We start from the raw sequence: 26,454 nt of genomic DNA on the forward strand, positions 1-26,454 counted from the left end.
CGACAAATAAAGGACAAGCTCCCTTTGAGGATACAGAAGATGACGATCCTCTGTCTGGTTCAGATCAGACTTTAAAAAAATATCGATCTGTGTTATTTTGTTCGGAATATTTATTTGCTCTATAAAATACCGTTTTTAATCTCTCTTCAGCATTCACAATTTTCCCCAATCTCCACAGCAACCCGGCGATCGCTGGTGCTGGGAAATACGAGGCCTTGGATTTTTCCCTGGCTTATTTTATCTGTTAACTTCCACTAGGGATTTTTTGCTGAACGTGACTACGACTCCACTCCAAAAACCGATTGACGCCACCAATACAGGCAATAGTCTTCAACGCCAAATCATCGTTATCTTAGATTTTGGCTCCCAATACTCTGAACTAATTGCCAGAAGAATTCGCGAAACGGAAGTTTACTCTGAGGTCATTTCCTATCGCACCAGCGCCGAACAATTGCGGCAACTTAATCCCAGCGGCATCATCCTCTCCGGTGGCCCCAGTTCTGTCTATGACGACTATGCCCCGGCCTGTGACCCTGAAATTTGGAATCTTGGGATTCCTGTCCTTGGGGTCTGCTACGGGATGCAGCTAATGGTGAAACAACTCGGCGGTACCGTCGAGCGCGCCAAGCACGCAGAGTATGGCAAAGCATCAATCTTTATCGATGATCCCACCGATCTGCTGACCAATGTGGAGGAAGGCTCCACCATGTGGATGAGCCACGGGGACTCCTGTGTGCACCTGCCCGAAGGGTTTGAAATTTTAGCCCATACGGACAATACTCCTTGTGCGGCGATCGCCCACCATGGCCGCCAACTTTACGGGGTGCAGTTCCACCCAGAAGTGGTTCATTCCCAGGACGGTATGGCCCTGATCCGCAACTTTGTTTATCACATTTGTAAATGTGAACCCACCTGGACCACAGAAGCCTTCGTTGAAGAAGCAATTCGTGAGATCCGAGCCCGGGTCGGTGATCAACGGGTACTCCTCGCCCTTTCTGGAGGCGTCGATTCTTCTACCTTGGCCTTTTTGCTCCACCAAGCGATCGGCGATCAACTGACCTGTATGTTCATCGACCAAGGCTTTATGCGGAAAGGGGAACCGGAACGCCTTGTGGAAATCTTTGATGAGCAATTTCACATTCCCGTCGCCTATATCAACGCCCGCGATCGCTTTATCGACAAGCTCAAAGGGGTTACCGATCCCGAAGAAAAGCGCCGCCTCATTGGCCACGAATTTATCGCCGTCTTCGAGGAAGAATCAAAACGCCTTGGCCCCTTTGATTACCTCGCCCAGGGGACTCTATATCCCGATGTAATCGAATCGGCGGATACCAACGTTGACCCCAAAACGGGAGAACGGGTCGCGGTCAAAATCAAGAGTCACCACAACGTCGGCGGTTTACCAGAAGACCTGCGTTTTAAATTGGTTGAACCCCTCCGCAAACTCTTCAAAGATGAAGTGCGTAAGGTAGCAGCCAGCATTGGTTTGCCCGAAGAGATTATTCGCCGTCACCCCTTCCCTGGCCCTGGCCTCGCGATTCGGATCATTGGCGAAGTCACCGCAGAACGGTTAAATATTCTCCGGGATGCAGACTGGGTTGTGCGGGATGAAATCAAAAAGCAAGGGGTTTACAGTGATTTTTGGCAAGCCTTTGCGGTCTTACTACCGATTCGTAGTGTGGGTGTGATGGGCGATAAGCGCACCTATGCTCACCCCGTCGTACTGCGGATGATTACCAGTGAAGATGGGATGACAGCGGATTGGGCTCGTCCCCCCTATGAGCTTTTGGAAACCATTTCTAATCGCATGGTGAATGAGGTGAAAGGGGTTAACCGCGTGGTCTATGACATCACTTCTAAGCCTCCTGGCACCATCGAGTGGGAGTAACTACACCTCCTTAGCTCCCCCCTTCAGGAACACCCATCTAGCTCCCCTCAAGGGGAGATTAAGAGTCCCGCAGGTTAAAACTGTTGGGGCTTTTTTCTTGGGAATTTTTCGCTGGGGATTTAGAGACTTTCATTTTGGAGGACTTTGATCCCAATGATCCCAATTGATTGTCCGAAAATCTCCCCCAGACTGAGGGTAGGAGGGCTTTATAAATAAGCTCTTAAGTCGCTCGTGGTAAAAAAACGGAAAATGTTGTGCCTTGATCTTTGCTTTCAACGGTGATTTTGCCTTTATGGTTTTTGGCGATCGCCGCCGCAATGGCGAGGCCAAGACCTGAACCAGTGCTACTTTCCCCAGGGTTTGTCCGGGCGGGATCAAGACGATAAAAACGGTCGAAAATATTGGTTGAATTTTCGGCAGGAATACCGATGCCATTATCTTTAACCGTCACTTGGAGGGTTTCTCCGGTTGTCCGCCCTGTTTTCTCCTTGAGGGCCATGGTGACGGTAATTTGCTTGGGTTTGTCGCCCCAGTCCCCTGGAAAAGCATAGGCGATCGCATTGCCGATCAGATTTGTAAAGAGGCGCGCCATCTGATCCCAGTCTCCCAAGATGAGATAGGCTTCTTCGGTGGCATCCCCTTGAATATCCAACTGCAACTCAATTTTTTCCTGGCGGCAGATGGCCCGTTGTTCTTCAATAACCTCCAGCAATAGAGCATCCAGGGGTAATTGTTCAAATTCCGCCTGAAGCACCCCACTATCACTGCGGGCGAGAAATAAGAGATCATTCACTAAACGGCCCAACCGTTGGGTGAGTCGCTCAATCACCTTGAGATTTTGTTGGCGTTGGTCGGGATCTGGGTAGGTGATCGCCATTTGGACATTGGTTTGGATCATCGCAATGGGATTACGCAACTCGTGGGACGCATCCGCCGTAAATTGCCGCAATTGTTGATAGGAATCCTTTACCGGTTCGATGGCAATACCAGACAGTAACCAGCCAATCACCGCCCCACAGGTAATCATGATCGCGATCCCCAGGCTGAGATCAAGGACTAATTTGCGAATTGGTCGCGTCACCTCAAACCAAGGATGGCTCACCCGTAGATACCCCAAAACATAGCGATCCACTTCGAGGCGATCGGTGATTTGTCGCAGAAGATAATCATCACCCAGACGTACCGTTTCCCCCCGGGGGTGCCACTCTAGGGGCAAGACTAATGGTTCAGAAAAAGTAGACCAGAGCAATTCTCCGGCTGGGTTGAAAAATTCGAGGTCAATGCGGTCATCTTCGACGGTGGGGGACTGTTGCCGAAAGCTGGCTTCTAAATTGATGTGATAGCCCACAGGATCATCTGGCTCAATGATCAGCGATCGCTCTACCACTTCCACTACGTGCTTTAGGGTGTCATCGATGCGTTCAATCAGGGTGTAGCGCACGTAAAAATAAACCCCCGTCGCGAAAACCAAAAGCAACACTGCGGTGATCGCCGTGTACCAGAGGGCCAGACGATTACGGGTGGTTTGAAACATTACTGCTGCGCCGCTTGGATCAACTCTGCTCCCACAGGAGTCCCAACAAAACCAAGGAAAGCCTCAACCTGGGGGGAAGCGGGTTCTTGGTAGGCGTAATAAAGGGTGCGGGTGTAGGGATAAAGGTCTGATTCTGGGGTGACCCCATCGATGGGCACTGTTCTGACAGTTTGCTGATTGGCGATCTGGCTGTAAGTGGCATAACTGATCCCATCTGCACCCAGGGCCTGCAAAATCGGCGTGGTGGCATCCTGTTCCATATTCATAAAATTAGGGCCATTCCCAAAGTTTGAGCCGTTGAGTACCGTTTCTTGGAAAGTTTGGTAAGTGCCACTCACTGGAGGGCGATTAATAACCCGAATTGTTCCTGTCGCTTTATCGGTAATCGCTGACCAATCGGTGAGATTCCCTTGGAAAATGCCCTGTACCTGTTCCCCAGTCAGCCCAGTACTAAAGGGATTTTCCTTGGCGACTACAATGGCGACGGCATCGGTGGTAACGGCGATCGCCTTGAGGCCCTGTTGCATTTCTTCCGGCTGGAGGGGGCGGGAGATCGCCGCGAGGTCAATATTTCCCGCCAGCAGATCTTCAAGCCCCTTACTCGACCCATTAGCAGTTGTTTCAACACGAGTCTGGGGATATTGCAACTCGAACCGATTTTTTAGGGCGGTGTTAATCTGCACCATACTGGTAGAGCCAGAAATTTTTACCACCGTTCCTGGGGCCACTGTTGCCGGTGGACTGAAAGGATTATCTGTAGCTTGGGAACCTGGGGCGATCGCCCCATCATTATTTCCCGTTTCTGCACCATTTGGGGCCAAACCCTGGAAGCCAGAACGATTTAAAAACCACCAACCACCGCCCCCCAGAATGCCTAGGGTAACGACGAGGGCCATCATTAGAGGCAACGTATCATTTTTTTGGGCCATGGTTGCTCTTGTTGCGTGCATGGAATTTGCCTTCAGGATACCGTAATCACCCCGAAGGCGCACCGCACAGCAGCTAATCAATTTTCCTAGAAACGCAGTTAATTATTATTTGGCACGGGGCGGAACGGATAAAGGAAATTCAACAGGGGGAAAAGATTCCGCGATTGTACCCAGAGCTTACCCTTGCCACTGAAACGACAAACTAAGCCTTCTCCGCCGAGAATCCCTGTGCGCAGGCTCCGGAAAGATAAGCCCCCAATCATTTCCACGTTGTATTGCAGCGTATCCTCAAAGGCGACAATGTAGCCCGTATCCACCACATAATCCCCCTCTACAGGAATTTCAATGATCGCCCCGTAGGAACTGAACCAAAAATCCCCTTGGCCCGATGCCCGCAGGAAAAAGATCGATTCCCCCGTAAAGAAACCCTTCAGCCCCTGGAATTTGGTGTCAAGATCCACTGAGGGACTAGAAGCGACAAAACCCGAAGACTGAACCATCAAACCCTTAGAACCGTCCAAATGGTAGTAGGTCACATCCCCCGGCACCCCTGGCGAGATATAGAGTTCCCCGGCGCTATTTCTGGCGGTAAATTCACTGATAAATAGGGATTCTCCACTGAACATCCGCCCGATGCCCTTCATCAAACCCCCCCGCATCTTCGACTTCATCTCAATGTTGGCATCCATTGCCGCCATCGCCCCCGCCTCTACGAGTAGGGTTTGGTTGGGCGGTAAGGTCACAATGAGCGAGGCATAGGAGGGATTATTTTCAACGCGAAATTCAAACTGAGACATAATTTTTAAGCACTTTCAGCACTGGCTTCAAAGGACAACTTAACGGGGTGGTAATTGGGAACCAACCAGGGAACCAAAGGCTCCGGGATTATGGGTTTGGCAGTACAGTTTGCCCTTGCCTCGGAAGCGACAGACTAACCCTTCTCCACCGAGGAATGCCCCAATCCAAGAGGGATTTGCTTTACCCACGGTGAAGCTCAGGCTCTTTTCAAAGGCAACGATGTGGCCCGTATCCACGACGTATTCGCCATCCACATCCACTTCGTAAATGGCCCCAAAGGACGTCACCAGCAAAGGCCCTTGGCCACTGATGCTGAGCCAAAAGATAGATTCCCCTGAAAAGAAGGATTTAAAGCCTTGCCAACCGAGATCAATGTCCACATTGGGGCCAGAGGCAAGGTAGGAAGAGGCTTGGACAACAAATTCATCGCCCCGCATTTCGTACAGGAGGAGATCCCCCATCAGCTTGGGGGCAAACCAAATTTCACTATTGGGTAAGGGTGCTCGAAAAACGCTCAGAAAGAGGGATTCTCCGGCAAGCATCCGTTTTAGCCCTCCCATGATGCCGCCCCCTTTGCCTTTGCGGAGGGTCGTGCTGGCATTGATATTGCCGCTCATGGCAACCATGGCGCCGGCTTGGGCAATGATTTCTTCCCCAGCGTCGAGGGTGACATGGGCGATCGCATTATCTGGTTGATGTAAGAGTTTAATTTCCATAGCTACCCCCTAACGACATTTTGGACGTAAAAAGCCCACAAGACCTGACACACTCCGCGATTGGAGGTAGATTCGGCCACGGCCTTTGAGTTTATTCACCAGGCCTTCGCCGGAGGTGAGAGAACCAAATAAGCCCCCAGACATCCGAATATTCATGGTGATGCCCGGATCGTAGGCAACGAGGTGGCTGTTATCGACGATAAATTCACCCTTGATGTGTTTTTCAATGATGCCGCCGTAGCACCCGTAAAAGACCCGGCCACTACCTGTGAATTGCAGCTTGAAGAGACCTTCCCCCGCAAACCAACTGGCAAAGCCAGCCCAACGGATTCCCATTTTTGCGCCGGGGGTATGGGCAATGTAAGCACCGGGCTGAAAACAGATCGGCCCCTGGGACAGGTCAATGCGGTGGATATCACCCACCATTGACTGGGTTAAAATGACGGTCTGGGGCCGCTGACTCGTGTTGCGATAAACATTCACAAACAGGGATTCTCCCCCAAATAACCGACGGAGAATCGCCGGGAAAAATCCCCCCGAAAATTCAGTTTTCATTAAGATTCCACCATCCATGCTGACCATTGCACCGGATTCGGCTGTGACCTGTTCGCCGGGTTCGAGGGTGACAAATAGACAAGCAAAGGCGGGTTTATAGCGGATTTCGTATTTCACCGTGACTCTACCTGATAAGAGTTTGAATAAACTAGCCCAATACAAGCTAATTCCCCTTATTTTTAGCAGGGCAATGGGAGTGAAGAAATGTTTGTTAAGGTTGCTTAATATTCAAGGAAATCATCCTCGACAGCGGCGATCGCCTCAAAATGTTAAGATATGTGAAGAAAGTCTCATTTTCAAAAATATCTATGTTTTCTCCAGAACCCGCCGATGAAAAGCAACTTTTAAAGGCTGTACTGGCCCCGCTTTTGGATGATTTTCTTTATTGGTTTGATCTATCCCTAACGGCCCTCGAAAAAAAATCCTTAAGTTTTATGGCCCCCGCCGAGCAGGAAGACCTAATCGCCCGCATTCGCCAGGCCCAGGGGGAGGTGATGGCGACCAAGTCTCTTTTCCAAGCCACCGATGGCAATGCTGGAGTCGATGTTCAGGTGTTGATGCCCTGGCACCAATTGGTTTCTGAATGTTGGCAAGTGGCTCAAAAGCGACGTCAGTTAGAAGGAGAGGCCTAATTATTCGATACTGGATTATGCTTGGCCCTACCGTAAACAATCATGCCTGTGACGTTTGAATTGGCTCCTTGGCGATCGCCCCTAGCCCGGGCCTTACACCGGAATAAAAGTCAGCCCCACCACCGCTTTTTTCAGTTGGCCACCGTAACGCCGACAGGAAAACCCAGGAATCGCACGGTGGTTTTTCGGGGGTTCCTCGAAGGAAGCAATGATCTCAAAATCATTACGGATCAGCGCAGTGACAAAATAAACCACCTCACCACTAGCTCCGACGCCGAAATTGCTTGGTATTTCACCAAAACCCGGGAGCAATTCCGCTTTAGTGGTCAGATTAAGCTGGTTACAGCAGCAAGTCCGCCATCACGACTAAATCGCGCTAGACAACAGACCTGGCAAGCCCTTTCGGATGAAGCCCGGGCTCAATTTCTCTGGCCCCAGCCTGGCGATCGCCGTAGTGAAAATTTAGCTGATTTCCAGCCAACTGCAGTGAATAATCAAGAGCCTGTTTCTAATTTCGTGCTTCTCCTGTTTCAAGTGACAAAGGTCGATCACCTCGAACTGCGGGGCAATCCCCAAAATCGCTTTTTATATGACCTCACAGCCGACGGTACTTGGCAGCAAAAAACAGTTAATCCCTAGGGGGAAGAAAGCCATATTTTTGTAAAATAGCCTGACCTTTTTGACCCAGAATAAAATTGATAAAAAGTTGCCCTTGGGTTTGGTTGGGTGAGACTTTAATTGGGGCGATCACATACAAGATTGACCCTGTTAGTTCTGGCGAAAAAGATTCAATAACTCGCAAATTAGATTGCTGAAAAATATCTGTTTGGTAGACAAACCCTGCCGTTGCCGATTGATTTTGGACATAGGTTAAAACTTGCCGCACGTTCTCCCCAAAAACTAATTTTTGGGACTGTTCTAGGGTTTGGTAAAGCTGGGAATATTTTTCTAAGAGATTTGCGGCATATCGTCCTGCTGGTACTGTTTTTGGATTACCCAGAGCAATTTTTTGAACATCCTCACCCGCTAAATCTTCCAAACGATTCAGTTGCGGTTGGCTTTGTTGATTTTGAATCAGAACGAGTTGATTTTCCGCAAAAATACGAATTGCTTCTGCTGCGATAAACCCTTTTTGAGCCAAGGATTCAACAGGTTCTAGGGCCGCACTAGCAAAAATGTCAATGGGAGCTTGTTGCTCAATTTGCCTTTGCAACGTCCCGGAAGCAGCGGTATTAAATTGAATTGAAATGTCTGGATACTGTGTTTGAAACTCGGTACGAATCTCTGCCATGACATCGGTCAAGGAAGCGGCGATCGCCACCACTAAAGTTTGCCCAGAATTACCAAAAGTACAACCATGTAGACTGATTACAAGGGCAATGCTTAGACCCAAAACAAAATGTGGCAGTTTGAATTTCATCCCACTAAGGCACTACCTAAACCCTGGAACATCAACCAAGATAGGAAAAAGTTAGCAATAAAAATCGCTAGTAGAGATGTAACAACAGCCGTTGTTGTCGATTGTCCTACGCCCTTTGCTCCCCCAGTCGTTGTCAAGCCCCAACTGCAGCCAATGACGGCAATTAAGCCCCCAAAAACAACAGATTTAATCATTGCACTGATAATGTCCCAATATTCTAAAAAACTCTGGGCCGAGTTGATAAAAATAGACTGGGGAATTTGATACAAATTTATGGCGATGATTAACCCACCAGCCATCCCCGTGAGGAGCGATAAAACAGTCAATAAAGGCAACATCAAACAGCAGGCCAAGAAGCGGGGGACGACCAAATAATCAATGGGATCTGTGCGTAAAATATGCAACGCATCGATTTGTTCAGTGACGCGCATGGTGCCAATCTCCGCTGCAAAGGCCGAGCCGACACGCCCCGCCAACACCACCGCCGTTAATACAGGGGCTAACTCCCGGGACAAGGAAAGACCTAAAACGCCCCCCACCGCCGTGCCTGCGCCGAAGTAAATAAATTCCCGCGCCACCTGGATGGTAAATACCATGCCGACAAACCCAGCCGTGACTAGGGCAATGAGGAGGGAATCAGGCCCCACCGCCGCCATCTGTTCAATGGTAATGCGTCGGTTGAAACGCCCCCGCAGGAGATGTACGATGACTTGCCCCCCTAGAAGGGTTGCGGCAACTAACCGCTCAAACCATTTCCCAAGGGAACTTTTTGATCTGCGTTGGCTGGTCATAGGTGATCGGATGGGACAACTGAAAATAAAAAAAAGGCAAAGGGAAAAGGCGATCGCCAAACTTGATGTAAATTTTATTGGCATGAACGCCGTTGCCCAATCATATTACGCCTCATCCGTGGATTCTATGCGGAATCGCTCCACAGAAGCCAACAGATCCCGGGCGATGCCCACCAATTTCTGTAACGATCCGGCCACCCGTTGAGATTCTCGGGAAGTTTCCTGAGCGGTTAACTCTACCGATTGCATCACCTGGGCCACGGCACGAGAATTCTCCCGCTGTTCAACGGTATCCGCCGTAATTGAGCGCACGAGGGCATCAATACGGTTTGATACCTGAATAATGTCCTCTAGGGATTGCTTCGCTTGTTCAGCCCGTTTGGTACCGTCAATAACCTGCTGGGTACCCTCTTCCATTGCGGTCATTACCGAACTTGTTTCACTTTGAATTTGTAAAACAATTTGCTCGATTTCTTTCAGGGCTTTTGCAGAACGGTCTGCCAACTGACGGACTTCGTCGGCCACAATGGCAAAGCCTTTGCCTGACTCCCCAGCCCGGGCCGCCTCAATGGATGCATTCAACGCCAAGAGGTTTGTACGGGACGCAATCTGGGAGACCACCGCGACAATTTTCGAAATTTCTTGGGAAGACTCAGCCAGGCGTTTTACCTTACGGGCTGTTTCGGCCACCGTTTCTCGAATCTGTAAAATCCCGGCTACGGTGTGCTCTACGGATTCCCCCCCCTTGAGGGCTGTACTCGAAGCGGTACGAGCGACTTCTTCAGCTTCCCGGGCGTTTTCAGCAACCCGCTGAATTGAATCCGTCATCATCTGTACCGAGTTGAGGGTAACGGCCAATTCTTCAGCTTGACGGAGAGCATCACTGGATAGACCCCGGGCAAAGGATTCACTATCGGCAGCATTTTTATTCACCTGGCGCGCCGCTTGTTTAACCTGTTGAACAATTTCCCGGAGATTTTGAATGGTGAGGTTAAAGGCGTCGGCGACGGCCCCTAAAACATCGGCTGTGACCTCTGCTTGGACGGTAAAGTCTCCCCGGGCGGCCCCTTCCACATCATCAAGGAGGCGGATCACCTGGCGCTGGAGGTCTTCTTTGGACTGTTCTGTTTCTTCGGCTCGCCGCTGGGCCTCACTGGTGGTATTTAAAATAACCCGGGCCATTTTATTAAAGCCCGTGGCTAAGGCACCAAACTCATCCTCCGCAAAAACCGTTGCTTTGACATTGAGATTCCCCTGGGAAACCGCGTCGAACTGGTTTTGTAGGTTGTCAGTGCTACGTTTGATCTGCCGAGTTGTTAACTTCCCAAAAAAGAGGGTCGTACCAAAGCTGGCTGCCCCGGCCAATAAGCTAGTGAGTAAACCTGTTTTGGCCACGGGCCAGAGGGTTTGGGGCCGTTGTTCGGCTGGGGTGGTTTGAAATACGCTCACTGTCACAATCAAAGTGGCGATCACCGATGCAGCAGCAGCGCCAGTCGCAGTGAACAATTGTTTTTTCTGGAGAGGCACATTTTCAAACCAAGCCAAATAACCTTTGGGGTTTTCCGCGACAATTTCTTGGGGTTTATCAGAAACAGTAAAATCTGTCCCTAGACCGCCAGAGAGACTATCCTCCCCTAGGGTGATAAATAGGCTGTCGTCTTCGGTGAGGCCCAATTCTTCGGGAAAATCATCAAAATTAAACTCCCCTGAGGTCGTCGGTGTTTCTAGGGGCGCTTCAAACAGACCTGTATCCGGCATTTTTTGGTCATCATCGAGAATATCCGAACCGAGATCACCAAAATCATCTAGATCCTGTTCGTTGAGAATGCCAAATTCCTCTAAAAAGCCCCCTTCATCCTGTTTTGGTGGCGCTTCTGGTTCTTCATCAAATAGTTCTGCCCCAAGGCTACCCAAGCTAATTTCATCGTCAAAATCTGCCGCCTCATCAGGGGAGAGGGAGTCAGGTGCAAAACTTGGGTGCGCTGGCTCATCAAATGTCAATGCGTCTGCATCGGCTAAAGGAGGATTTTCGAGCCAAGTGGGGGACTCACTTTCAAAGCCGAGTGGTGCAGTATCCACTGCATCAAAATGGTCTTGATCTGCTGAAATTCTGCCATTTTCATGGGTCGGTGACCAATCTAAATCGAAAGGAGACGTATCTTCGCTCCCTAGGAAATCTCCGTCTTCTTCTAGGCCAGCCGCACTATCGAATTCAACCAATTCGTCTTCGTTAAATTCAATGAATTCGCCAGCCTCTGCCTCGAAAAAAGGATCATTAAGGGACTGATTTAAACCTGGTTCAGGGGAGCGATCGCCAGGGTGGGGCACTAAAAAAGTTTCTTCATCTTCCGGGAAATTTCTCAGGGGCAACTCTGGTTCTGCCCATTGTTCTGAATAATCATCCGCCGAAATTGATTGTTCCCCTGCTGCTGTGACAAAGTTTTCTGGGGAGTTGTATTCTGCTGCAACCGGATAATCTTCTGGCTGGGTGAGGGTCGGCTGTCCACCGCTGGTTTCCCGGTGACCATTGACTTGATCGCTGTAGGCATTGACCTGGGTCAAACCTTGGCGAGCGTATTCATGGTAGTCCCGCTGGTTGGTGACATCTAAAACCCGATGGTAGAACGCGGAGGCCCGCCCTAAATCTTGTAAACCAAGGGAAATATGGCCGCTTAAAAGGAGCAAATGGGGATCGTCCGGGTAATCTTTGAGTAACCGATTGGCGATCGCCTCTGCTTCAGGCAAATTATTCTGATAATAGGCCTTCTGGGCCTCAGCATACTCCTTTGAATAATCAGTGGTGCTGGGCGGCATCGGGTTCCCTCCTGGACTGGCACATTTTTAGGATTATCTTACTGAGCGCTGCACAAACTTTTTAACGGATGCAAAACGTATTTTTAATGTAATCTACTTTCTCGCAGATCACAGCACCACCGCAGTAAGTATTAACACCCTTATGTTGCCCAACGGGCCGATTTTAAAATCGCCACATGGTCTAATAAATGCCAAGATTTACTGGCATCATCACCATCCGTCCAAATCCCCCGGACAAATGGGGCCATAACATCCGACAGATCACTAAGCTGAATCTGCAACGTTTCCGCAGCAAGCCACTGCATCCCTTGCATTTCTTCGACGGCTAAACCCAGGAGCATATCTTGATCCTCTATGGCAATCACTGGAATTTCGGCACGGTCCGTCCGTAAGGGGGCACTATCGCCTAAAAATTGCCCCAAATCTGCCACCCAAATAACCTGACCCCGGAGATTGATCGTCCCTAGCAGCAGTGGCGAAACATTGGGAATCGGGGTAATCCGATCCGGTGATTGTTGCATCACTTCACGGATGCCAAAGGCCGGCAGCACAAACCCAGTCCCTGAAGGAAGCTGAAACTTGAGGTGTAACTCCCCTTCCGGGCTTTCTAAACCCTGTAACTGGGTTTCTAAGGACGTCAGGTTTTGTGGTAAGGAACTGTCATCAGGTGTAGACATAGATCGAAAGAAAACAGACAATTCAGGTTTCGCCAAAACGGCTACTCCCCAGGGCTTAACTTATTTTTTATTGCTGCGTAGGAGTTGCTTGATGGTGCCAATTAACTCCGCTGGCTGAAAGGGTTTCGCGATATAAGCGTCGGCTCCCTGCTTCATGCCCCAGTACCGGTCAAATTCTTCCCCCTTTGAAGAGCACATCACAATGGGGATATTTTGAATTTTTGGGTCGGATTTGAGGCGACGACAGAGTTCGTAACCGTTCATCCGTGGCATAACAATGTCGAGCACAATTAAGTTGGGCAGGGTTTCAGCCGCATTTTTAGCCATTTGACTGAGGGTTTCTAACGCCTCAAGACCATCACCGGCAACATCCACTGTCAAGCCGTTGCCTTTCAGTAATTCTGAAATCATTTCCCGTTGAGAGAGGCTATCCTCAACAACCAAAATTCTACTCATTACAAATGTCCTAGCAATAAAATCACCGGCGTAATAATCACCGTAGCATCAACATTGTCAAAAACATGCCCTGGGACGGACAGACTTTAATTTATCAGGGAGGGGGATTACAAAATGTTTATTTCTTGAAAAATTTCTGGGGAATTGCCGTGAATCTTGGTATTCAGCAAGGGTGCGATGGGGACTAAGGGTTAGGCCATCGCCATCATAGCTTGTTTTTTCACTCCGGGGGCGATCGCCTGGGGAGATCTGCACTGGCTAATGGTTTGGGAGATATTTTTCTAGCAGGGTTAACAACTCCTGCTGGCCGAAGGGTTTTGTTAAATAATCCGTTGCCCCAGCAAAATCTGCCTGAATTCGGTTAATAAACTGCTCTTGTCCAGTCAGCATAATGATAGGAACGTTTTGAAATCGCTTACTGTGACGCAGCATCATACAAATTTCATGGCCATCTAGGTGGGGCATGGCAATATCACAGAGAATTAAATGGGGCACCTCAGCAAAGGCCGCTTGAATTGCCTCTAGGGGATTTTGGACGAGGTGCACTTGATATCCCTGGGTGCTGAGGATTTGCTCTACGGCCTTACCGATGGTGAAGTCATCATCAATGCAAAGAATTCGCCTGGTCTGGTGAGACGACATTTCACTGGGACGTGACAAACTTTGGGGAGGGAGAGGATCTAGAACTTGGAGCCAACCCTTTTGGATATAGGGAAGCAAGGCCCTCGCAAGGGCAACGAGGTCACGATTGAGGTAACGGGCCAGTTGGCGGAGAGTCGTTTCTCCGGTAGTCCACTGGGCTAATTTTTGGTAGGCGATCGCCGGTAGCGCGGCGGCAAGTTTTTGGGGTTGGGCCAGCAGTAAACGTTGTTGGGGAAATTGAATCTGGGGATAGAGTTGCTTCCATTTCTGGACTTTTTTAACCGTCTCAAACAGCAATGAAGTCACTGCATAGGTGCTTAGCTGTGGCCCAAAGGGAGTCCCCAACTGAAAATTAAAGTGACCCTGGTGGAGACTCAAGAGATCAAACAAAGTTTCTTGCACCATTGCCTGGAGGATATGCCGCGCTTGATCAACGGTAATTGTTTGGGTTTCTAAAAGTCGCCATAGGGCTGCATATTCAGGGATTGTGGTTTCGGCGATCGCCCCCCGATCAAGATCCCCTAGCTTGTGGGTGAGATGGTAATGGACAAGGTAATCCTGCAAACGGTACATCTGGGGAGAATAGTCATCAGTCCCGTAGACAATTTGACCATTCACAAAAAAGACTAACCAGGTGGACAAAGGCAGTGAGTGTTGGAAACGCGGCGCTTGTGGAAACTGCCAACTCAAATCATCAACGGCCCCCGATGGTCGAGCTTCGATCCACAATTGCCCAGTCCGTTGTCCCAGCTCAAGGAGCTGCAAAATACTACGGAGATCAATTTCATTGAGATTCCCTTGCATACTTTTTTGGGGATCATTGGGATCATGGGAACAGGGCGATCGCCCTTGGATTTAAAGCTTAACTAATCCCAGGCGCAATTCACTGTCGTGGACAAGTATCAAGACTAACTGGCCTATCATTTTCCCTTTAGGGTAAGACAAGTCGTTCGTTGCTATGTCAGAAAATCACGAAAAATTACACTCCTAGCCAAGAAGATTAAGCCAGTACAATGATCTTCTAAAATCATTGAAGGTGAGTCAACTCCAGTCGTAAGTGCCCCCTTGACCATGGGTAATCCTAAAAATGTTTCGTGATGGCAGTCCTCCGGTCAGTCCCAACCAATGGCGATCGCCTAAGGCTTTAAAGTTAGGTCACCTACGCACTACACTCTATCCATGACTCATCACCACTTCGCTCAGGCACTAGCAGTTTCAGGGGGAATACATTCACGTGCTATACCTTGCAGAGGTCAAAAAAACGAAAGGATTCATGGGAAGCAAGACCGAAATCAAATTGCTTGCCTGTGAACGTAATGATCGCAGTTGGAGCACGGTGCCTGGGGAAGAATTAGTCCCTGCCGATGAATTGAGTAATTTCAATGATGGAACCCTCGTGATCGTCAACCTTGGCAATAATCGGACGATTCAAGGCTCCCCCGAAATCGCCACAAACCGACTGTTGACGGTGCTCCAGAACTTTTCTCGCCTCATGGACAAATCCAAATCCCAAGAGGAAGAAATTGAACAATGGCGGCAATCCTTGACCTACCAAGCCGATGAACTCAATCGTCGCCAGGAGGAAATGAATAGTCGCCTTGACCAAATTGAAGAAACCGAAGCCGAACTGCAAAAGCTCCAGGATGAAAAACTAGCCTTTGAAAAACTTAAGTCCGAGGCCGACGAAATTAAAGCAGAATTTGCCCGTAAGCAAGCAGAATTAGAAGGGGCCTGGCAGCAGCTCCGGGGAGAACAACAACGGCTAGCCAATCTCCAGGAAGAAACCGATGGGCAGGGATTAAGCCCGGCGATCGCCACAAAAATTCAGCAAATTCTCGTCCAGTGCCAAAGTAATAATGCCCCCACAGACGAAGTACGTACCCAACTAAATGAGTTGCTCGACGAACTCACGCAACAGGAAGAACTTTTTCAAACCTTCGCGCAATATCCCCAACAGCTTCAGGAACTAGAGACCCAACTCGCGGCGATCGCCACCCAAGTCCAGACCGAAACCAAGCGCTGGACTATTGCCGAAATCCTCAACCAATTGGCTACGTCACGTCAGCGCCAAGAAGATATGCAGGATTTGCTCAATAATCTCGCTGCCGGAATGGGGGGCATCGAGCACTATGGGGTGGATTTAGCGGCGATCGAAGCCATGCCCCTCGGAGAACTCGAAACCACCGTCGAGAAACTGCGGGACGATTTGGATAAGCTAGTTCGCTTTGTCAATGACCAGGAAGAAGAACTCACCCTCCAACATGAGGCGGTAGGAGAAATTAAAGCGTCTTTGGCGACAGTTGAACCAGACAACGTGATGGAACTCCAAGAGCTAGAAGAAGAACTCAGGGACGAAGAAGAAAAATTAGGGATGCTCAACCAGACTTTAGTGGGTCAGCGACGCACCCTCCGGGAACGTCAAGGGGCATTACAACAGCATTTACGCATTCTCAAGCGTCGCCAAGGAATTATTGAAGTAGAAGCAGAGCAAAATATTGACCTGAGTCCGGCGATCGCCTACCTCGAAGATTATCAGGAGGAAGACGAAACCCAAAAGCAGAAGCTTGAAGCAGAAATTGAGGCGATGCACCATACGATTCAGCAGCTTGAAAATATTCTCATGCCCCAGGAACGGGAGTTAGCGCAACAACAAAAGGATCTAGAGCAAAAACAAGCCGAATACGAAGCCAAACAGCGGGAACAGGCGCAATTACAGGGAAAAATTCAGCTCTATCAGGAAGAGTTGCTCCCCCTCAAGGACGCTTTAGAACAAATTATCCAGTCCCTACGCACCCTGGAAAATCTAATTCACCAGTTCCTAAAGGTTAACGAACAACAGCAACAGCTCGCCCAGGAACTCGAACAAACCATGACTGAGGCGACTCACTCCCCATAAACTTATAGAATTTACGCTGATAAAAGCGCATCACCAGTGGCCAAACCAGCGGCGATCGCCCCTTCGATACCATTTCCCAAACACCAATCTCCACAGGCGATCAGGGGAGAGTCCGTGGCAAAACGATAATAGGCTTGGCCATAGTTCATTGCAGGGAGAGCATAGCGCCAACGCTGGATCTGCCACCATTGGGGTGTCGGTAAGGTAAAAAGATTTTGTAATTCATCCAATAGCGTGATGGCGACGGTGGTTAAATCCGCTGTCTCTAAATAATTTTGGGCAAAATTTCCCGTCGTTTGACAGACTAGGGTGAAATTCCCAGGCGATCGCTTTTGGCCTTCGTAGCTAATTGTGCGCCATCGGGGATGTTGGCTGAGGCGGAGTGCTTGCCAGGGAAATCTCCAATCAAACTGGTCATAACCAACCATGAGAGAGAGGGCTGGAGCGTAAAAAATTTCCGCAAGGCGATCGCGCACGGTAATAAAAGAATAAGTGAGTGTGATCACCTGGGGCAGGGGTAGCGCTAAAACCACCTGCCTCGCGCAGACGGTTTCCCCTTGTTCAAAGGCCAGTCGCCAATGGCCCGGACGTTCTTCGAGGTGGATCAGGCGTTGACTCCGATGAATCGTTAAATCTTGAGCTAAATATTTGGCGATCGCCGTCATTCCCGCTGGCACCATCCACCGTTGTTCCCCCGCAAGGATTTGCCAAATCTCTGGATCAAGGCGATCGCTTGTTGCCACCGACCAGGGTTTTAAAAGATCGGCTGCAACTAAAGTTTCCGTTAAAGCTGCTGTATGGGCTCCTAAAATCTCCCAGTAGGGTAAACCATGGTCAAGGGGCTGTGCTGCAATCCGTCTGGTTGCGAGGCGACCACCCACACCACGGGATTTATCGAAAAGTGCGACCTGTTGGCCTGCCTGTTTAATTTTTCGGCCACAATGAATCCCCGCTAAGCCTGCCCCAATAATCGCCACATCCAACATTTGATCACATTTCCTGACGTTCTCTGTCCGCGCCCCATTGTAAAAAGTTGACCAGCGAAAAGCTAGATTACAATAGGCAGCATCAAGCGTGGAGATGATGTTTGCTGTGGATGAACTACGGACAGCCCTGGAATTAGCAACGGATGAGGAACTGCACCACCTCACTCAACTGCTCTTTAGCCGTAAATTTAATCCCCTCGACTATTGGCAAACGCCTCAACCCAGCGCCATTCGTAGTCAAGACCGCGATCGCCAAATTCAGCACATCGAAACCCGCTTCCGTTTTTTAGCCGCCGATGGGGTCACGGTGCTCCGTCGCCAAACCAAAACCCTCACCTACCGCCAGATCCTGTTTCAGGTAGGAGAATTCCTCGATATTCCCTGTGGGACTGCCCTGGATACCATTGAGCTTGAAGCAGAAATTTTCCTCGCCTTGACCAGCCGCGCTTGGGATAAACTCCCCCAAAAAGAACAACGCGCCTTGATTGATCGAGTGAGGCGATCGCTGGCCCAAACGGATTTACCGGAAGCTTTGCCCGTCCAACTCCAACATAACCCCCTGAGAATTTTCCTCAAAGGCAGTAGCACCTTGGTGATTAGTAGTGTGCTGAAATCATTTTTAATGAAGCAGGTTGCCCGGCAATTGGCGCTACATTTTGCGACGGGCCAAGCCCTAAAAACAACCACAACTCGTCTGGGTTCTTTGATGTTGACCCAAACTGCCCTGCGTTATGGCCTCACCCGTAGTGTGTTGGGGGCTGTTGTCCCGGCCTTGTGGAGTTGGTTTCTTGTCGATCTCGGTTGGCGGGCGATCGCCACTAATTACGGGCGTATTATCCCGATGATTGTCACCTTGGCCCAAATTCGCCTCACTAGAGAACCCCTGGTTGTTGCTTAAACCCCCTGGTTTAACTCTGTTACATTGGCCCGTTTTCACAGAAGTTTGAGCTAGGCTGGGGCAATAGATTTGGCAAAACTTCCCCATGCGTAAATTTTTAATTTTGCTGCTGTTCTGTATTGGTCTTGGGTTTGGCCTTTGGCGATCGCCGAGCTTGGCGACCCAAGGGGAATACGATTCTTTAATCTTGGATTTTCGCGAAACCGTGGAAACCAGTGTCGTTGAGGCACAGTTAAAGGCGATCGCCCAACAATTCAACGTCATCCCCCGGCTCAATAGTGAATTTTCCGCTGCTGACCAGATCTACGTCATCGAGGGCAAGCGAGAAATGCTCCAGTGGTTGCGCCAATCTGACCCCATTAAAAAAGCAACGGAATACATCGAGCCCAACTACATTTACCGGGCCTATGGGGTGCCAAACGACCCAGATTACCCAAAGCAATGGAATTTACGCAGCATTAATGTCGAAGCTGCCTGGTCAGAAACCCGAGGGGAAGGGATCACCGTGGCGGTTATCGATACTGGGGTTAGCCCTGTGCCAGATTTAGAACAAACCGCCTTTGTTGGGGGCTACGATTTCGTAGGCGATCGCCCAGAAGCTTTAGATGATGTGGGCCATGGCACCCACGTTGCTGGCACTATCGCCCAGTCGACGAACAATAACTACGGTGTTGCTGGCATTGCCTATAAAGCAAAGATTATGCCCATTAAAGTCCTCGCCGCTAATGGTGGTGGCACCGTTGCTGATATCGCCGAGGGAATTCGTTTTGCCACCGATCAAGGGGCCGATGTGATTAACCTCAGCCTTGGGGGAGCTGGTGCCAGTCAACTGATGCAAGAAGCAATTGACTATGCCTACCGCAAAGATGTGGTGATTGTCGCTGCCGCTGGTAATGCCAACAAAAATGCTGCTGCCTATCCGGCCCGTTACCCTAAAGTGATCGGCGTTGCGGCCACCGATGCGGCTGGCAAAAAAGCGCCCTATTCCAATTACGGGGCGGGGATTGACCTTGCGGCCCCTGGGGGCAGTGAAACGGGAGGCATTCTCCAGGAAACCCTAAACCCTAAAACAGGCAAACCAGAATTTATCGACTACAAAGGCACCAGTATGGCTGCGCCCCATGTGGCTGGTGTGGCGGCCATGGTGAAAGCGAGTGGTGTGACTAAACCAGCCGAAGTTTTACAGGTTTTAACCCAATCAGCCCAAAAGGTTACTGAGGATCCTCTGAATCACTACGGTGCGGGGTATCTCAATGCGGGTCAGGCGGTGACAGAAGCTCTCAAAGGCAAAATCACCGTCAAAGATTTCTTCCGTTGGCTCCGGGACAATGGGTATTTAAATCCTCGTTTTTGGATTGATGGGGGAACAGTAGCCCTTCTGCCAAAGTTAGCGATGGTTTTGGGTTCCTATCTTCTCGCTTTTCTGCTGCGGAACTATTTGCCCTTTGGTTGGGGATGGCCCCTAAGTAGTGGCTTGGTTTTTGGCAGTTCGGGGCTATTTTTCCTCAAGGGCATTTATATTTTTGATTTGCCCCAGGCCCCTTTTCGGCTTCTGGGTAGCTCTCTCCCGGAATTGGGCAATGCCATCAACGGAAATCCTGCTTTAAATCCGCTGTTCGCTAGTGTTTTGATTCCCTTTGGGGTGTTACTCCTGTTGGCTGGTACCGAAGGGGGAAAACGCTTTGGGGTTGGTCTCTGTTTGGGGGTGGCGAGTTGCCTCTGGGTCAGTGCGATCGCCGGGCCGATGGTTTGGGGTTTGGGATCGGGTATTTTAGCCCAGGCATTTTTAGGGATTAATGGACTCCTGTGTGTGGCCCTAGCGAAATTAATGCTGACGGAACCGTTAAAAACCAGTAATTAAGAAATCTGTCAAAATTTACCACTTTAAAACAGCCGCTTCTGGGCCTTCTTCCTGGCGTGTTTTGGCGTCCTTTTCAAACCACTGGATAATTTCTTTGTGGCTCAGGTTTTCGATGGGGCAGTCGAGATCTTGAGCAATGATCCCCAGTAACCGTTGGGAAGAAATGGTCAGACGAGCGAGAAATTTCTCTGGACTGCTTAAGAGGGCAGCATCGACATCGAGGGATTCTTCTGGGGTGAGGAAATTAGGTTGATTCATGACCAATGGGTTGGGGTTTACTTTGGGCAATGATGGTTAATATTGCCTATTTTATCGTCCCGGCGAGGGGAACTTTGGTGCAAATGAGTTGCATTAGTTTTCCCCTTCACTCCACAATGGGATTTTGGTACCTCTCCTGATTGTGAATCCCTTGAAACGTTTACAGCTTAATTTTTGGACTCCGATGACCTTGGCGATCGCCGCTTTGATTGCCCTACCGATTTTTTCTGTATTGGGGAGCGTTTTCACGGATTCTGGCGAGATTTGGCGTCACTTAGTCGACACGGTGCTGGGGCGTTATGTGTTCAATTCCCTGTGGTTGATGCTTGGGGTCGGCGTGGGGGTCACAGTTGTCGGGGTGGCCACGGCTTGGTTGGTGACGATGTGTCGCTTTCGGGGCCAAGGTTTTTGGGAGGTATTGTTACTCTTGCCCCTCGCCGCTCCGGCTTACCTGTTGGCCTATATTTACACGGATATTTTGGATTACTTCGGCTGGGTGCAGCGGTTTTTGCGACTGATCTTCGGTTGGCAATCGGCCCAGGATTATTGGTTTCCGGAGGTTCGGTCTCTGGGAGGGGCAATTATCATGTTGATCTTGGTGCTCTACCCCTATGTTTACTTGTTAGCGCGGGTGGCTTTTTTAGAGCAGTCCGTCACAACCCTAGAGGCGAGTCGCGCTTTAGGCTGCGGCCCCTGGAAAAGTTTTTGGGCGATCGCCTTACCCTTAGCTCGGCCAGCGATTACGGCGGGTCTGGCCCTGGCTCTGATGGAAACCTTGAATGATTTTGGCACCGTGCAATATTTTGGCGTCGAAACCTTCACCACAGGGATCTATCGCACTTGGTTTGGGTTGGGGGCACCCCAGGCAGCAGCACAACTGGCGGCGGTATTGATGCTGTTTATTGCGGGGTTATTGGTTCTCGAAAAATGGTCGCGGCACCAAGCCCAGTATTATCAAACCAGTAATAACTACGACAAACCCCAGGCCTATGAGTTGCAAGGATGGCGGGCTGGGGTCGCCACGATGACCTGTGGGATTCCGGTTTTTTTTGGGTTTGTTGTGCCCGTCGGTACTCTTTTGGAAATGGCCTTTAATCGTCCCCAGGCGCGGTTTCGGACACAGTTCTGGGATTTTGCCCAGCATAGTTTTGTCTTAGCCAGTGTAACGGCAATTTTAGCGGTGGCGATCGCCTTGATTTTGGCCTACGGTCAGCGGTTAAATCACAGCCTCTGGATGGCCTTGGGTGTGCGGATTGCGTCCCTAGGTTATGCCATTCCCGGCTCGGTGATTGCGGTGGGGATTCTGATTCCCATGGGGAAACTCGACAATGCGATCGCCAATTTTTTCCAAGCCCAGTTTAATATCTCCACGGGTTTACTCCTGAGTGGCACCATTACCGCCCTGGTTTTTGCCTATTTGGTGCGCTTTCTGGCGGTGTCCTTTGGGGCCGTCGAAACGAGCCTCGGCAAAATTAAGCCCACCCTAGACGATGCTTCCCGCAGCCTCGGTTATACCCCGATTCGTACCCTGGTGAGTGTGCATACTCCCCTGATGTGGAGTGGCTTGTTAACCGCTGCGATGTTGGTGTTTGTGGATGTGATGAAGGAACTCCCGGCAACCCTGGTGATTCGTCCCTTTAACTTCGATACCCTGGCCGTGAAGGTTTATCAATATGCTTCCGATGAACGGTTAGTTGAAGCTTCCGTGCCCGCCCTGGCGATTTTGGCGGTGGGCTTGATTCCGGTGATTTTTCTCAGTTGGCGCATTGCCCACGTCCGTAACGAGTGAATGGATAACAAATGTAAGAAATTCGCTACAAATCTTTAATAACTGGGTGAGAATGGGTAAGGTGACTTCTAGAAGGTTGATTTTATTCATTACAAAAATCATCGTTATCCTAGTCGGCTTCCCAGACAAATGTTCCAGGATTCCCCCAAGCTGCCGAATTCCCAGTCACATCAAAGTCCGTACAAAGCGCGCTTCAATGTCCGGTATTTATCTTGGGGGTTGGCGATCGCCGTTGTTGGTGTCGTTGCTGGTGGTATTGTTAGCTTTCGTTGGTTCAGTGAAAAACTGTTACTCGATCTACAGGACAATCTCTTGGGAGTGGCTAAACTCCAGGCGACCCAAATTGATCAATGGTTATTAGAACGCAAAGGCGATGCCCGGGTGCTTGCCTCAAGGCCCACGACCATTAATGCTCTCAAAGCCTTTGCGACGAATGAGCCGAATTCCGCCATCGTCCAACAGCAACAGGCGAATTTAACCCAATTGGCCCTCGATGTGCAAACCAGTTACGATTACCGACGCATCGTTTTTTTTAACCGCCAGGGACAAACTGTTTGGCAAACGGGGGTGCAAAATCCCTTACCCCAGGAAATTAATACAGTTTTTAGGGAGGCAGATCACCAAACCAGTCTTGGGGGAGAAGTGCGCTTGATCGACTTGAATCTCCTAAAAGTCAATAATCAAGATTTGCCCGTTTATGGTGTTTTAGCCTACATCTATGATGAGCAAAATAATTTTATTGGGGCGGCATATTTAGAAAAAGATCCCCAGAATTTTTTATATAGTCTGTTAGACCGAGCGGCCAATGCTAGTACCACCGCTGAAACCTTATTGGTGCGTCGTGAAGGCAATAATATTCGTTACCTCAATCCCCTACGGTTTGCCAGTGATCCACCATTACGGTTAAGTCGTTCCCTGGATCAAGATTCTCTCCTCGCAACCCAAGCAATTTTGCAGTCTCGGCGTTTGGTGCGGGGTACTGATTACCGAGATATCCTCGTTGTGGGGGCTTCCTTTGAAACGACCCAGGCCCCTTGGATTGTGATTTATAAGGTCAATCTCCGGGAGGCTAATGCCCCTTTTCGTCAGTTGGCGATCGCCATTAGTGGTCTATCGGGCTTACTGATCGGGGTTGTTTTTTGGGTGGGCTACCAAATGCTGCGGTTACAGCGCTTTAAGTTGGAGGCGATCGCCAGGGAAGCAGAAATCGAAAAAGCACAGATCCGTGCCGCTAGTGCCTCCCGTTATTTAACGGCCATTGAAACTGCCATTGATGGTTATGCCGTTTTAGATGATCGGGGCTATTTTCTCGAAGTTAACGTAGCCCTGGGTGAAATGACAGGCTATGACTGCGATGAATTGCTGCAACGCTCAATTTTTGATCTGCTCATTACCGACAACCTCGATCCCGCACAACTGCTCACAGAATGGGGCGATCGCCGCAGACTTAAACTCTATCAACAGTGGCGACACAAAAAAGGTCAGATCCGAGAAATGCAACTGAGTTTGACCACTGACCTCAGCGAAGATCAAAGCCGATTTTTTATCTTTGTCCAAGACATCACCCAGCAAAAACAAGCCAATGCCGCCCTCGGTGAAAGTGAACAACGTCTCTACCGAGCGATTCAAGACGCACCCTTTCCCATTCTGCTCTACGCCAGTGATGGTGAAATTTTGCAGCTCAATCGTACTTGGACGGTGTTAACTGGCTATGACATCACGGAAATTCCCACGATCGCAGCCTGGGCAGCAAAAGCCTACGGTGAAGCATATCTGACGGCCCTACAGGGGATCGAGAAAGTTTATGAGATCCAAAATTCTACCCATGACGGTGAATATGCCATCCTCACTAAAGACGGTGAAAAACGCATCTGGGATTTTAGTAGTGCTCCCCTTGGCACTCTGCCGGATGGGCGTAAACTGCAAATTACCATGGCGATGGATGTCACGGATCGCAAAGCAGATGAACTCGCCCTCCAAGCGGCCAAAAAACAAGCCGAAGAAGCAAACCGAGCAAAAAGTCTGTTTCTCGCTAATATGAGCCACGAACTGCGCACACCCTTGAATGGCATTTTGGGCTACGCGCAAATCCTAATGTTTGATGAATCCTTGAGTGCAGAGCAAAAAAGCAGCTTGAGCATTATTGAACAATGCGGCCAACATCTCCTTCGCCTGATTGCCGATGTGCTTGACTTTTCTAAAATTGAAGCCCAACGCCTAGAACTAATTCCAACGGCGGTACAATTCCATTACTTTATTCTGGATATTATCCAAACCTGTCAGATCAAGGCCACAGAAAAACAACTCCTCCTTAATTACGATATTGATCCAGATATTCCCGATTATTTACTGGTCGATGATCAACGTCTCCGGCAAGTGTTGCTGAATCTATTGGGCAATGCGATTAAATTTACCCACCAGGGAAGCGTTGTTTTAGACGTTCAATTAAGCCAGCCCCCGCAGACTCCCCCCAAATCTCCTAAGCACCACTGGCACAGAGTACACTTCGCGGTTCGGGATACAGGCTGCGGCATTGACCCCGAAAACCATCAGAAAATTTTCTTACCCTTCGAACAGATAGGCGATCGCCGCAGTCGGCCCCACGGTACAGGTTTAGGATTAGCGATCAGCCAAAAATTAGTGGCGATGATGGGGGGTGAACTCCAGTTAACGAGTTATCCGAACAAAGGGAGTTGTTTTTCCTTTGACCTGGAACTATCGGAGGTGCTTGTTAGTCCTCCCCTGGTTGCTGAGGATCAAGCGACCCGTGATCACTTACAAATTATTGGTTATGTGGGCCGCCGGCAGACCATTCTGATTGTGGATAGCCGTTGGGTTAATCGTTCTGTGATTAAACACTTCTTGATGCCTTTGGGTTTTAAGATTCTCGAAGCCGAAAACGGAAAAGATGGTTTGATGGTGGCAGAAGCCCATCCAGTGGATCTCATCATTTCAGAGATGGTGATGCCCCGGATGGACGGTCAAGCCATGGCCCACCAGATTCGTCAACTCGAAAAATTTAGGACAATCCCTATCTTCGCCATGTCCGGGGATGTTTTGGATCATGGTTGGCATAATATAAATTCGGATTTTGACGCTTTTTTAGAAAAACCACTGGATTTTTCAAATTTATTGGAGATGCTTCAGACCCATCTTCATCTCACTTGGGTTTATGAAGGCGATCGCTAAATTGATTTTGATGGTTTGCGTCAGTCCCAGTAACTTACACACAATTATTGAGGTGATTTTTTATGGCTCGCACTGAATCCACCATGCTTCCCTTGGGTGCTCCGGCTCCTGATTTTGCCCTACCGGATGTCACCACCGGAAAAACCGTTAGCCTTGGAGATTTCCGGGGGAAAGCGGGTTTGCTCGTGATTTTTATGTGTCGTCACTGTCCGTTTGTGATCCATGTCCAGGATGAGCTAGCCCGGTTGGGAGTAGATTTCGTCCCCCAGGATCTAGGCATTGTCGCCATTAGTGCCAATGATGCAGAGAATTATCCGGATGATGGCCCAGAAAAGCTCAAGGAAATGGCGGCAGCACTCCAATTAAATTTTCCGATTCTCTATGATGAGTCCCAGGCGATCGCCAAAAGTTATCAAGCGGCCTGTACCCCTGATTTTTTCCTTTTCGACCAGGACTTAAAGCTGGTCTATCGGGGCCAATTGGACGACGCCCGCCCCGGTAATGACAAGCCCGTGACGGGAGCTGATCTTCGCCAGGCGATCGCCGCTGTTTTGGCAAAAGAAACCCCTGATCCGAACCAAAAGCCTAGCCTTGGTTGCAATATCAAATGGAAACCAGGCAATGCCCCCAGTTATTTTGGCTAAACCACAGGGGACGACTTGACCGTCAGCCATAGCAAAATGACGAGGGCCAGGACAAGCAGTTTTACTAAAATGTACAGGGTG

The 26,454-nt window shown here is 49.6% G+C and carries 22 protein-coding genes; 9 read left to right on the top strand and 13 right to left on the bottom strand.

Translation table 11 applies throughout. The annotated features are described in order from the left end of the window. Positions 1 to 265: 265 nt before the first annotated feature. Positions 266 to 1,888 carry a glutamine-hydrolyzing GMP synthase gene (guaA, locus tag AACQ84_RS06945; RefSeq protein WP_012306981.1) on the top strand — a complete coding sequence of 541 codons (1,623 nt, stop codon included), beginning with the start codon at positions 266 to 268 and terminating at the stop codon, positions 1,886 to 1,888. Positions 1,889 to 2,108: 220 nt separating this feature from the next. Here guaA and AACQ84_RS06950 read toward each other — a convergent pair whose 3' ends face one another. The 5 genes from AACQ84_RS06950 to AACQ84_RS06970 all read right to left on the bottom strand — a co-directional run bounded on the left by AACQ84_RS06950 (position 2,109) and on the right by AACQ84_RS06970 (position 6,537). Beyond that, the gene (locus tag AACQ84_RS06950; RefSeq protein WP_012306982.1) at positions 2,109 to 3,422 is read right to left on the bottom strand and encodes a sensor histidine kinase; all 1,314 of its coding nucleotides are present in this window, start codon (positions 3,420 to 3,422) and stop codon (positions 2,109 to 2,111) included. After that, the gene (locus tag AACQ84_RS06955) at positions 3,422 to 4,351 is read right to left on the bottom strand and encodes a substrate-binding domain-containing protein (protein WP_012306983.1); all 930 of its coding nucleotides are present in this window, start codon (positions 4,349 to 4,351) and stop codon (positions 3,422 to 3,424) included. Before AACQ84_RS06955 ends, AACQ84_RS06950 begins: the two co-directional genes overlap by 1 nt. A 98-nt stretch (positions 4,352 to 4,449) precedes the next feature. After that, entirely contained in the window at positions 4,450 to 5,148 is a 699-nt protein-coding gene (locus tag AACQ84_RS06960) for a TIGR00266 family protein (RefSeq protein ID WP_012306984.1), read from the bottom strand. Positions 5,149 to 5,187: 39 nt separating this feature from the next. Beyond that, positions 5,188 to 5,865: a TIGR00266 family protein gene (locus tag AACQ84_RS06965; protein ID WP_012306985.1), complete on the bottom strand. Its 678-nt coding sequence runs from the start codon at positions 5,863 to 5,865 to the stop codon at positions 5,188 to 5,190. A 9-nt stretch (positions 5,866 to 5,874) separates the two neighbouring features. After that, complete coding sequence (locus AACQ84_RS06970) at positions 5,875 to 6,537, bottom strand: TIGR00266 family protein (protein ID WP_012306986.1); 663 nt, start codon at positions 6,535 to 6,537, stop codon at positions 5,875 to 5,877. A gap of 191 nt (positions 6,538 to 6,728) precedes the next feature. Between AACQ84_RS06970 and AACQ84_RS06975 the strand changes: the two genes are divergently transcribed. Beyond that, the gene (locus AACQ84_RS06975) at positions 6,729 to 7,052 is read left to right on the top strand and encodes a DUF2605 domain-containing protein (protein WP_012306987.1); all 324 of its coding nucleotides are present in this window, start codon (positions 6,729 to 6,731) and stop codon (positions 7,050 to 7,052) included. 42 nt (positions 7,053 to 7,094) lie between these two features. Further along, positions 7,095 to 7,691 (top strand): Npun_F5749 family FMN-dependent PPOX-type flavoprotein, encoded by a 597-nt coding sequence (locus AACQ84_RS06980; RefSeq protein WP_012306988.1) that lies wholly within the window; start codon positions 7,095 to 7,097, stop codon positions 7,689 to 7,691. Here the strand turns inward: AACQ84_RS06980 and modA are convergent. The 6 genes from modA to AACQ84_RS07010 form a co-directional block, all read right to left on the bottom strand. Beyond that, entirely contained in the window at positions 7,681 to 8,472 is a 792-nt protein-coding gene (gene modA, locus AACQ84_RS06985; protein ID WP_012306989.1) for a molybdate ABC transporter substrate-binding protein, read from the bottom strand. The genes AACQ84_RS06980 and modA overlap by 11 nt on opposite strands. Then, positions 8,469 to 9,263: an MlaE family lipid ABC transporter permease subunit gene (locus AACQ84_RS06990; RefSeq protein ID WP_012306990.1), complete on the bottom strand. Its 795-nt coding sequence runs from the start codon at positions 9,261 to 9,263 to the stop codon at positions 8,469 to 8,471. The genes modA and AACQ84_RS06990 overlap by 4 nt, the downstream gene beginning before the upstream one ends. Positions 9,264 to 9,368: 105 nt before the next feature. Then, the gene (locus AACQ84_RS06995) at positions 9,369 to 12,077 is read right to left on the bottom strand and encodes a methyl-accepting chemotaxis protein (protein ID WP_012306991.1); all 2,709 of its coding nucleotides are present in this window, start codon (positions 12,075 to 12,077) and stop codon (positions 9,369 to 9,371) included. Between the two features lie 140 nt (positions 12,078 to 12,217). Beyond that, complete coding sequence (locus AACQ84_RS07000) at positions 12,218 to 12,754, bottom strand: chemotaxis protein CheW (protein ID WP_012306992.1); 537 nt, start codon at positions 12,752 to 12,754, stop codon at positions 12,218 to 12,220. A gap of 60 nt (positions 12,755 to 12,814) precedes the next feature. Next, positions 12,815 to 13,210 (bottom strand): response regulator transcription factor, encoded by a 396-nt coding sequence (locus AACQ84_RS07005; RefSeq protein WP_012306993.1) that lies wholly within the window; start codon positions 13,208 to 13,210, stop codon positions 12,815 to 12,817. 258 nt (positions 13,211 to 13,468) lie between these two features. Next, on the bottom strand, positions 13,469 to 14,656 hold the full coding sequence (locus AACQ84_RS07010) for a response regulator (protein ID WP_012306994.1): 1,188 nt from the start codon (positions 14,654 to 14,656) through the stop codon (positions 13,469 to 13,471). A 430-nt stretch (positions 14,657 to 15,086) separates the two neighbouring features. On the opposite strand from AACQ84_RS07010, the gene hmpF reads away from it, so the two are divergent. After that, positions 15,087 to 16,748, top strand: a complete 1,662-nt coding sequence (gene hmpF / locus AACQ84_RS07015) for a pilus motility taxis protein HmpF (protein WP_012306995.1) — start codon at positions 15,087 to 15,089, stop codon at positions 16,746 to 16,748. Positions 16,749 to 16,759: 11 nt separating this feature from the next. On the opposite strand, the gene AACQ84_RS07020 is transcribed toward hmpF, so the two are convergent. Next, a complete protein-coding gene (locus tag AACQ84_RS07020; RefSeq protein WP_012306996.1) occupies positions 16,760 to 17,734 on the bottom strand; it encodes an NAD(P)/FAD-dependent oxidoreductase in 975 nt (324 codons plus the stop codon). A 106-nt stretch (positions 17,735 to 17,840) separates the two neighbouring features. On the opposite strand from AACQ84_RS07020, the gene AACQ84_RS07025 reads away from it, so the two are divergent. Beyond that, positions 17,841 to 18,632, top strand: coding sequence for a YaaW family protein (locus AACQ84_RS07025; RefSeq protein WP_030006575.1), 792 nt, complete (start codon positions 17,841 to 17,843; stop codon positions 18,630 to 18,632). Between the two features lie 85 nt (positions 18,633 to 18,717). Beyond that, the gene (locus tag AACQ84_RS07030; RefSeq protein WP_012306998.1) at positions 18,718 to 20,493 is read left to right on the top strand and encodes a S8 family peptidase; all 1,776 of its coding nucleotides are present in this window, start codon (positions 18,718 to 18,720) and stop codon (positions 20,491 to 20,493) included. A gap of 15 nt (positions 20,494 to 20,508) precedes the next feature. On the opposite strand, the gene AACQ84_RS07035 is transcribed toward AACQ84_RS07030, so the two are convergent. Beyond that, positions 20,509 to 20,751, bottom strand: a complete 243-nt coding sequence (locus tag AACQ84_RS07035) for a hypothetical protein (protein ID WP_041443478.1) — start codon at positions 20,749 to 20,751, stop codon at positions 20,509 to 20,511. A 184-nt stretch (positions 20,752 to 20,935) separates the two neighbouring features. On the opposite strand from AACQ84_RS07035, the gene AACQ84_RS07040 reads away from it, so the two are divergent. The 3 genes from AACQ84_RS07040 (at position 20,936) to AACQ84_RS07050 (ending at position 26,373) form a co-directional block, all read left to right on the top strand. Next, positions 20,936 to 22,540, top strand: a complete 1,605-nt coding sequence (locus tag AACQ84_RS07040; RefSeq protein ID WP_083764482.1) for an ABC transporter permease — start codon at positions 20,936 to 20,938, stop codon at positions 22,538 to 22,540. Positions 22,541 to 22,669: 129 nt separating this feature from the next. Continuing rightward, positions 22,670 to 25,729, top strand: a complete 3,060-nt coding sequence (locus tag AACQ84_RS07045; protein ID WP_012307001.1) for a PAS domain S-box protein — start codon at positions 22,670 to 22,672, stop codon at positions 25,727 to 25,729. Between the two features lie 62 nt (positions 25,730 to 25,791). Further along, on the top strand, positions 25,792 to 26,373 hold the full coding sequence (locus tag AACQ84_RS07050; protein WP_012307002.1) for a thioredoxin family protein: 582 nt from the start codon (positions 25,792 to 25,794) through the stop codon (positions 26,371 to 26,373). The last annotated feature ends 81 nt before the right edge of the window (positions 26,374 to 26,454 follow it).

The organism is Picosynechococcus sp. PCC 7002, assembly GCF_963860125.1.
In the GTDB taxonomy this organism is placed as follows: Bacteria; Cyanobacteriota; Cyanobacteriia; order Cyanobacteriales; family MRBY01; genus MRBY01.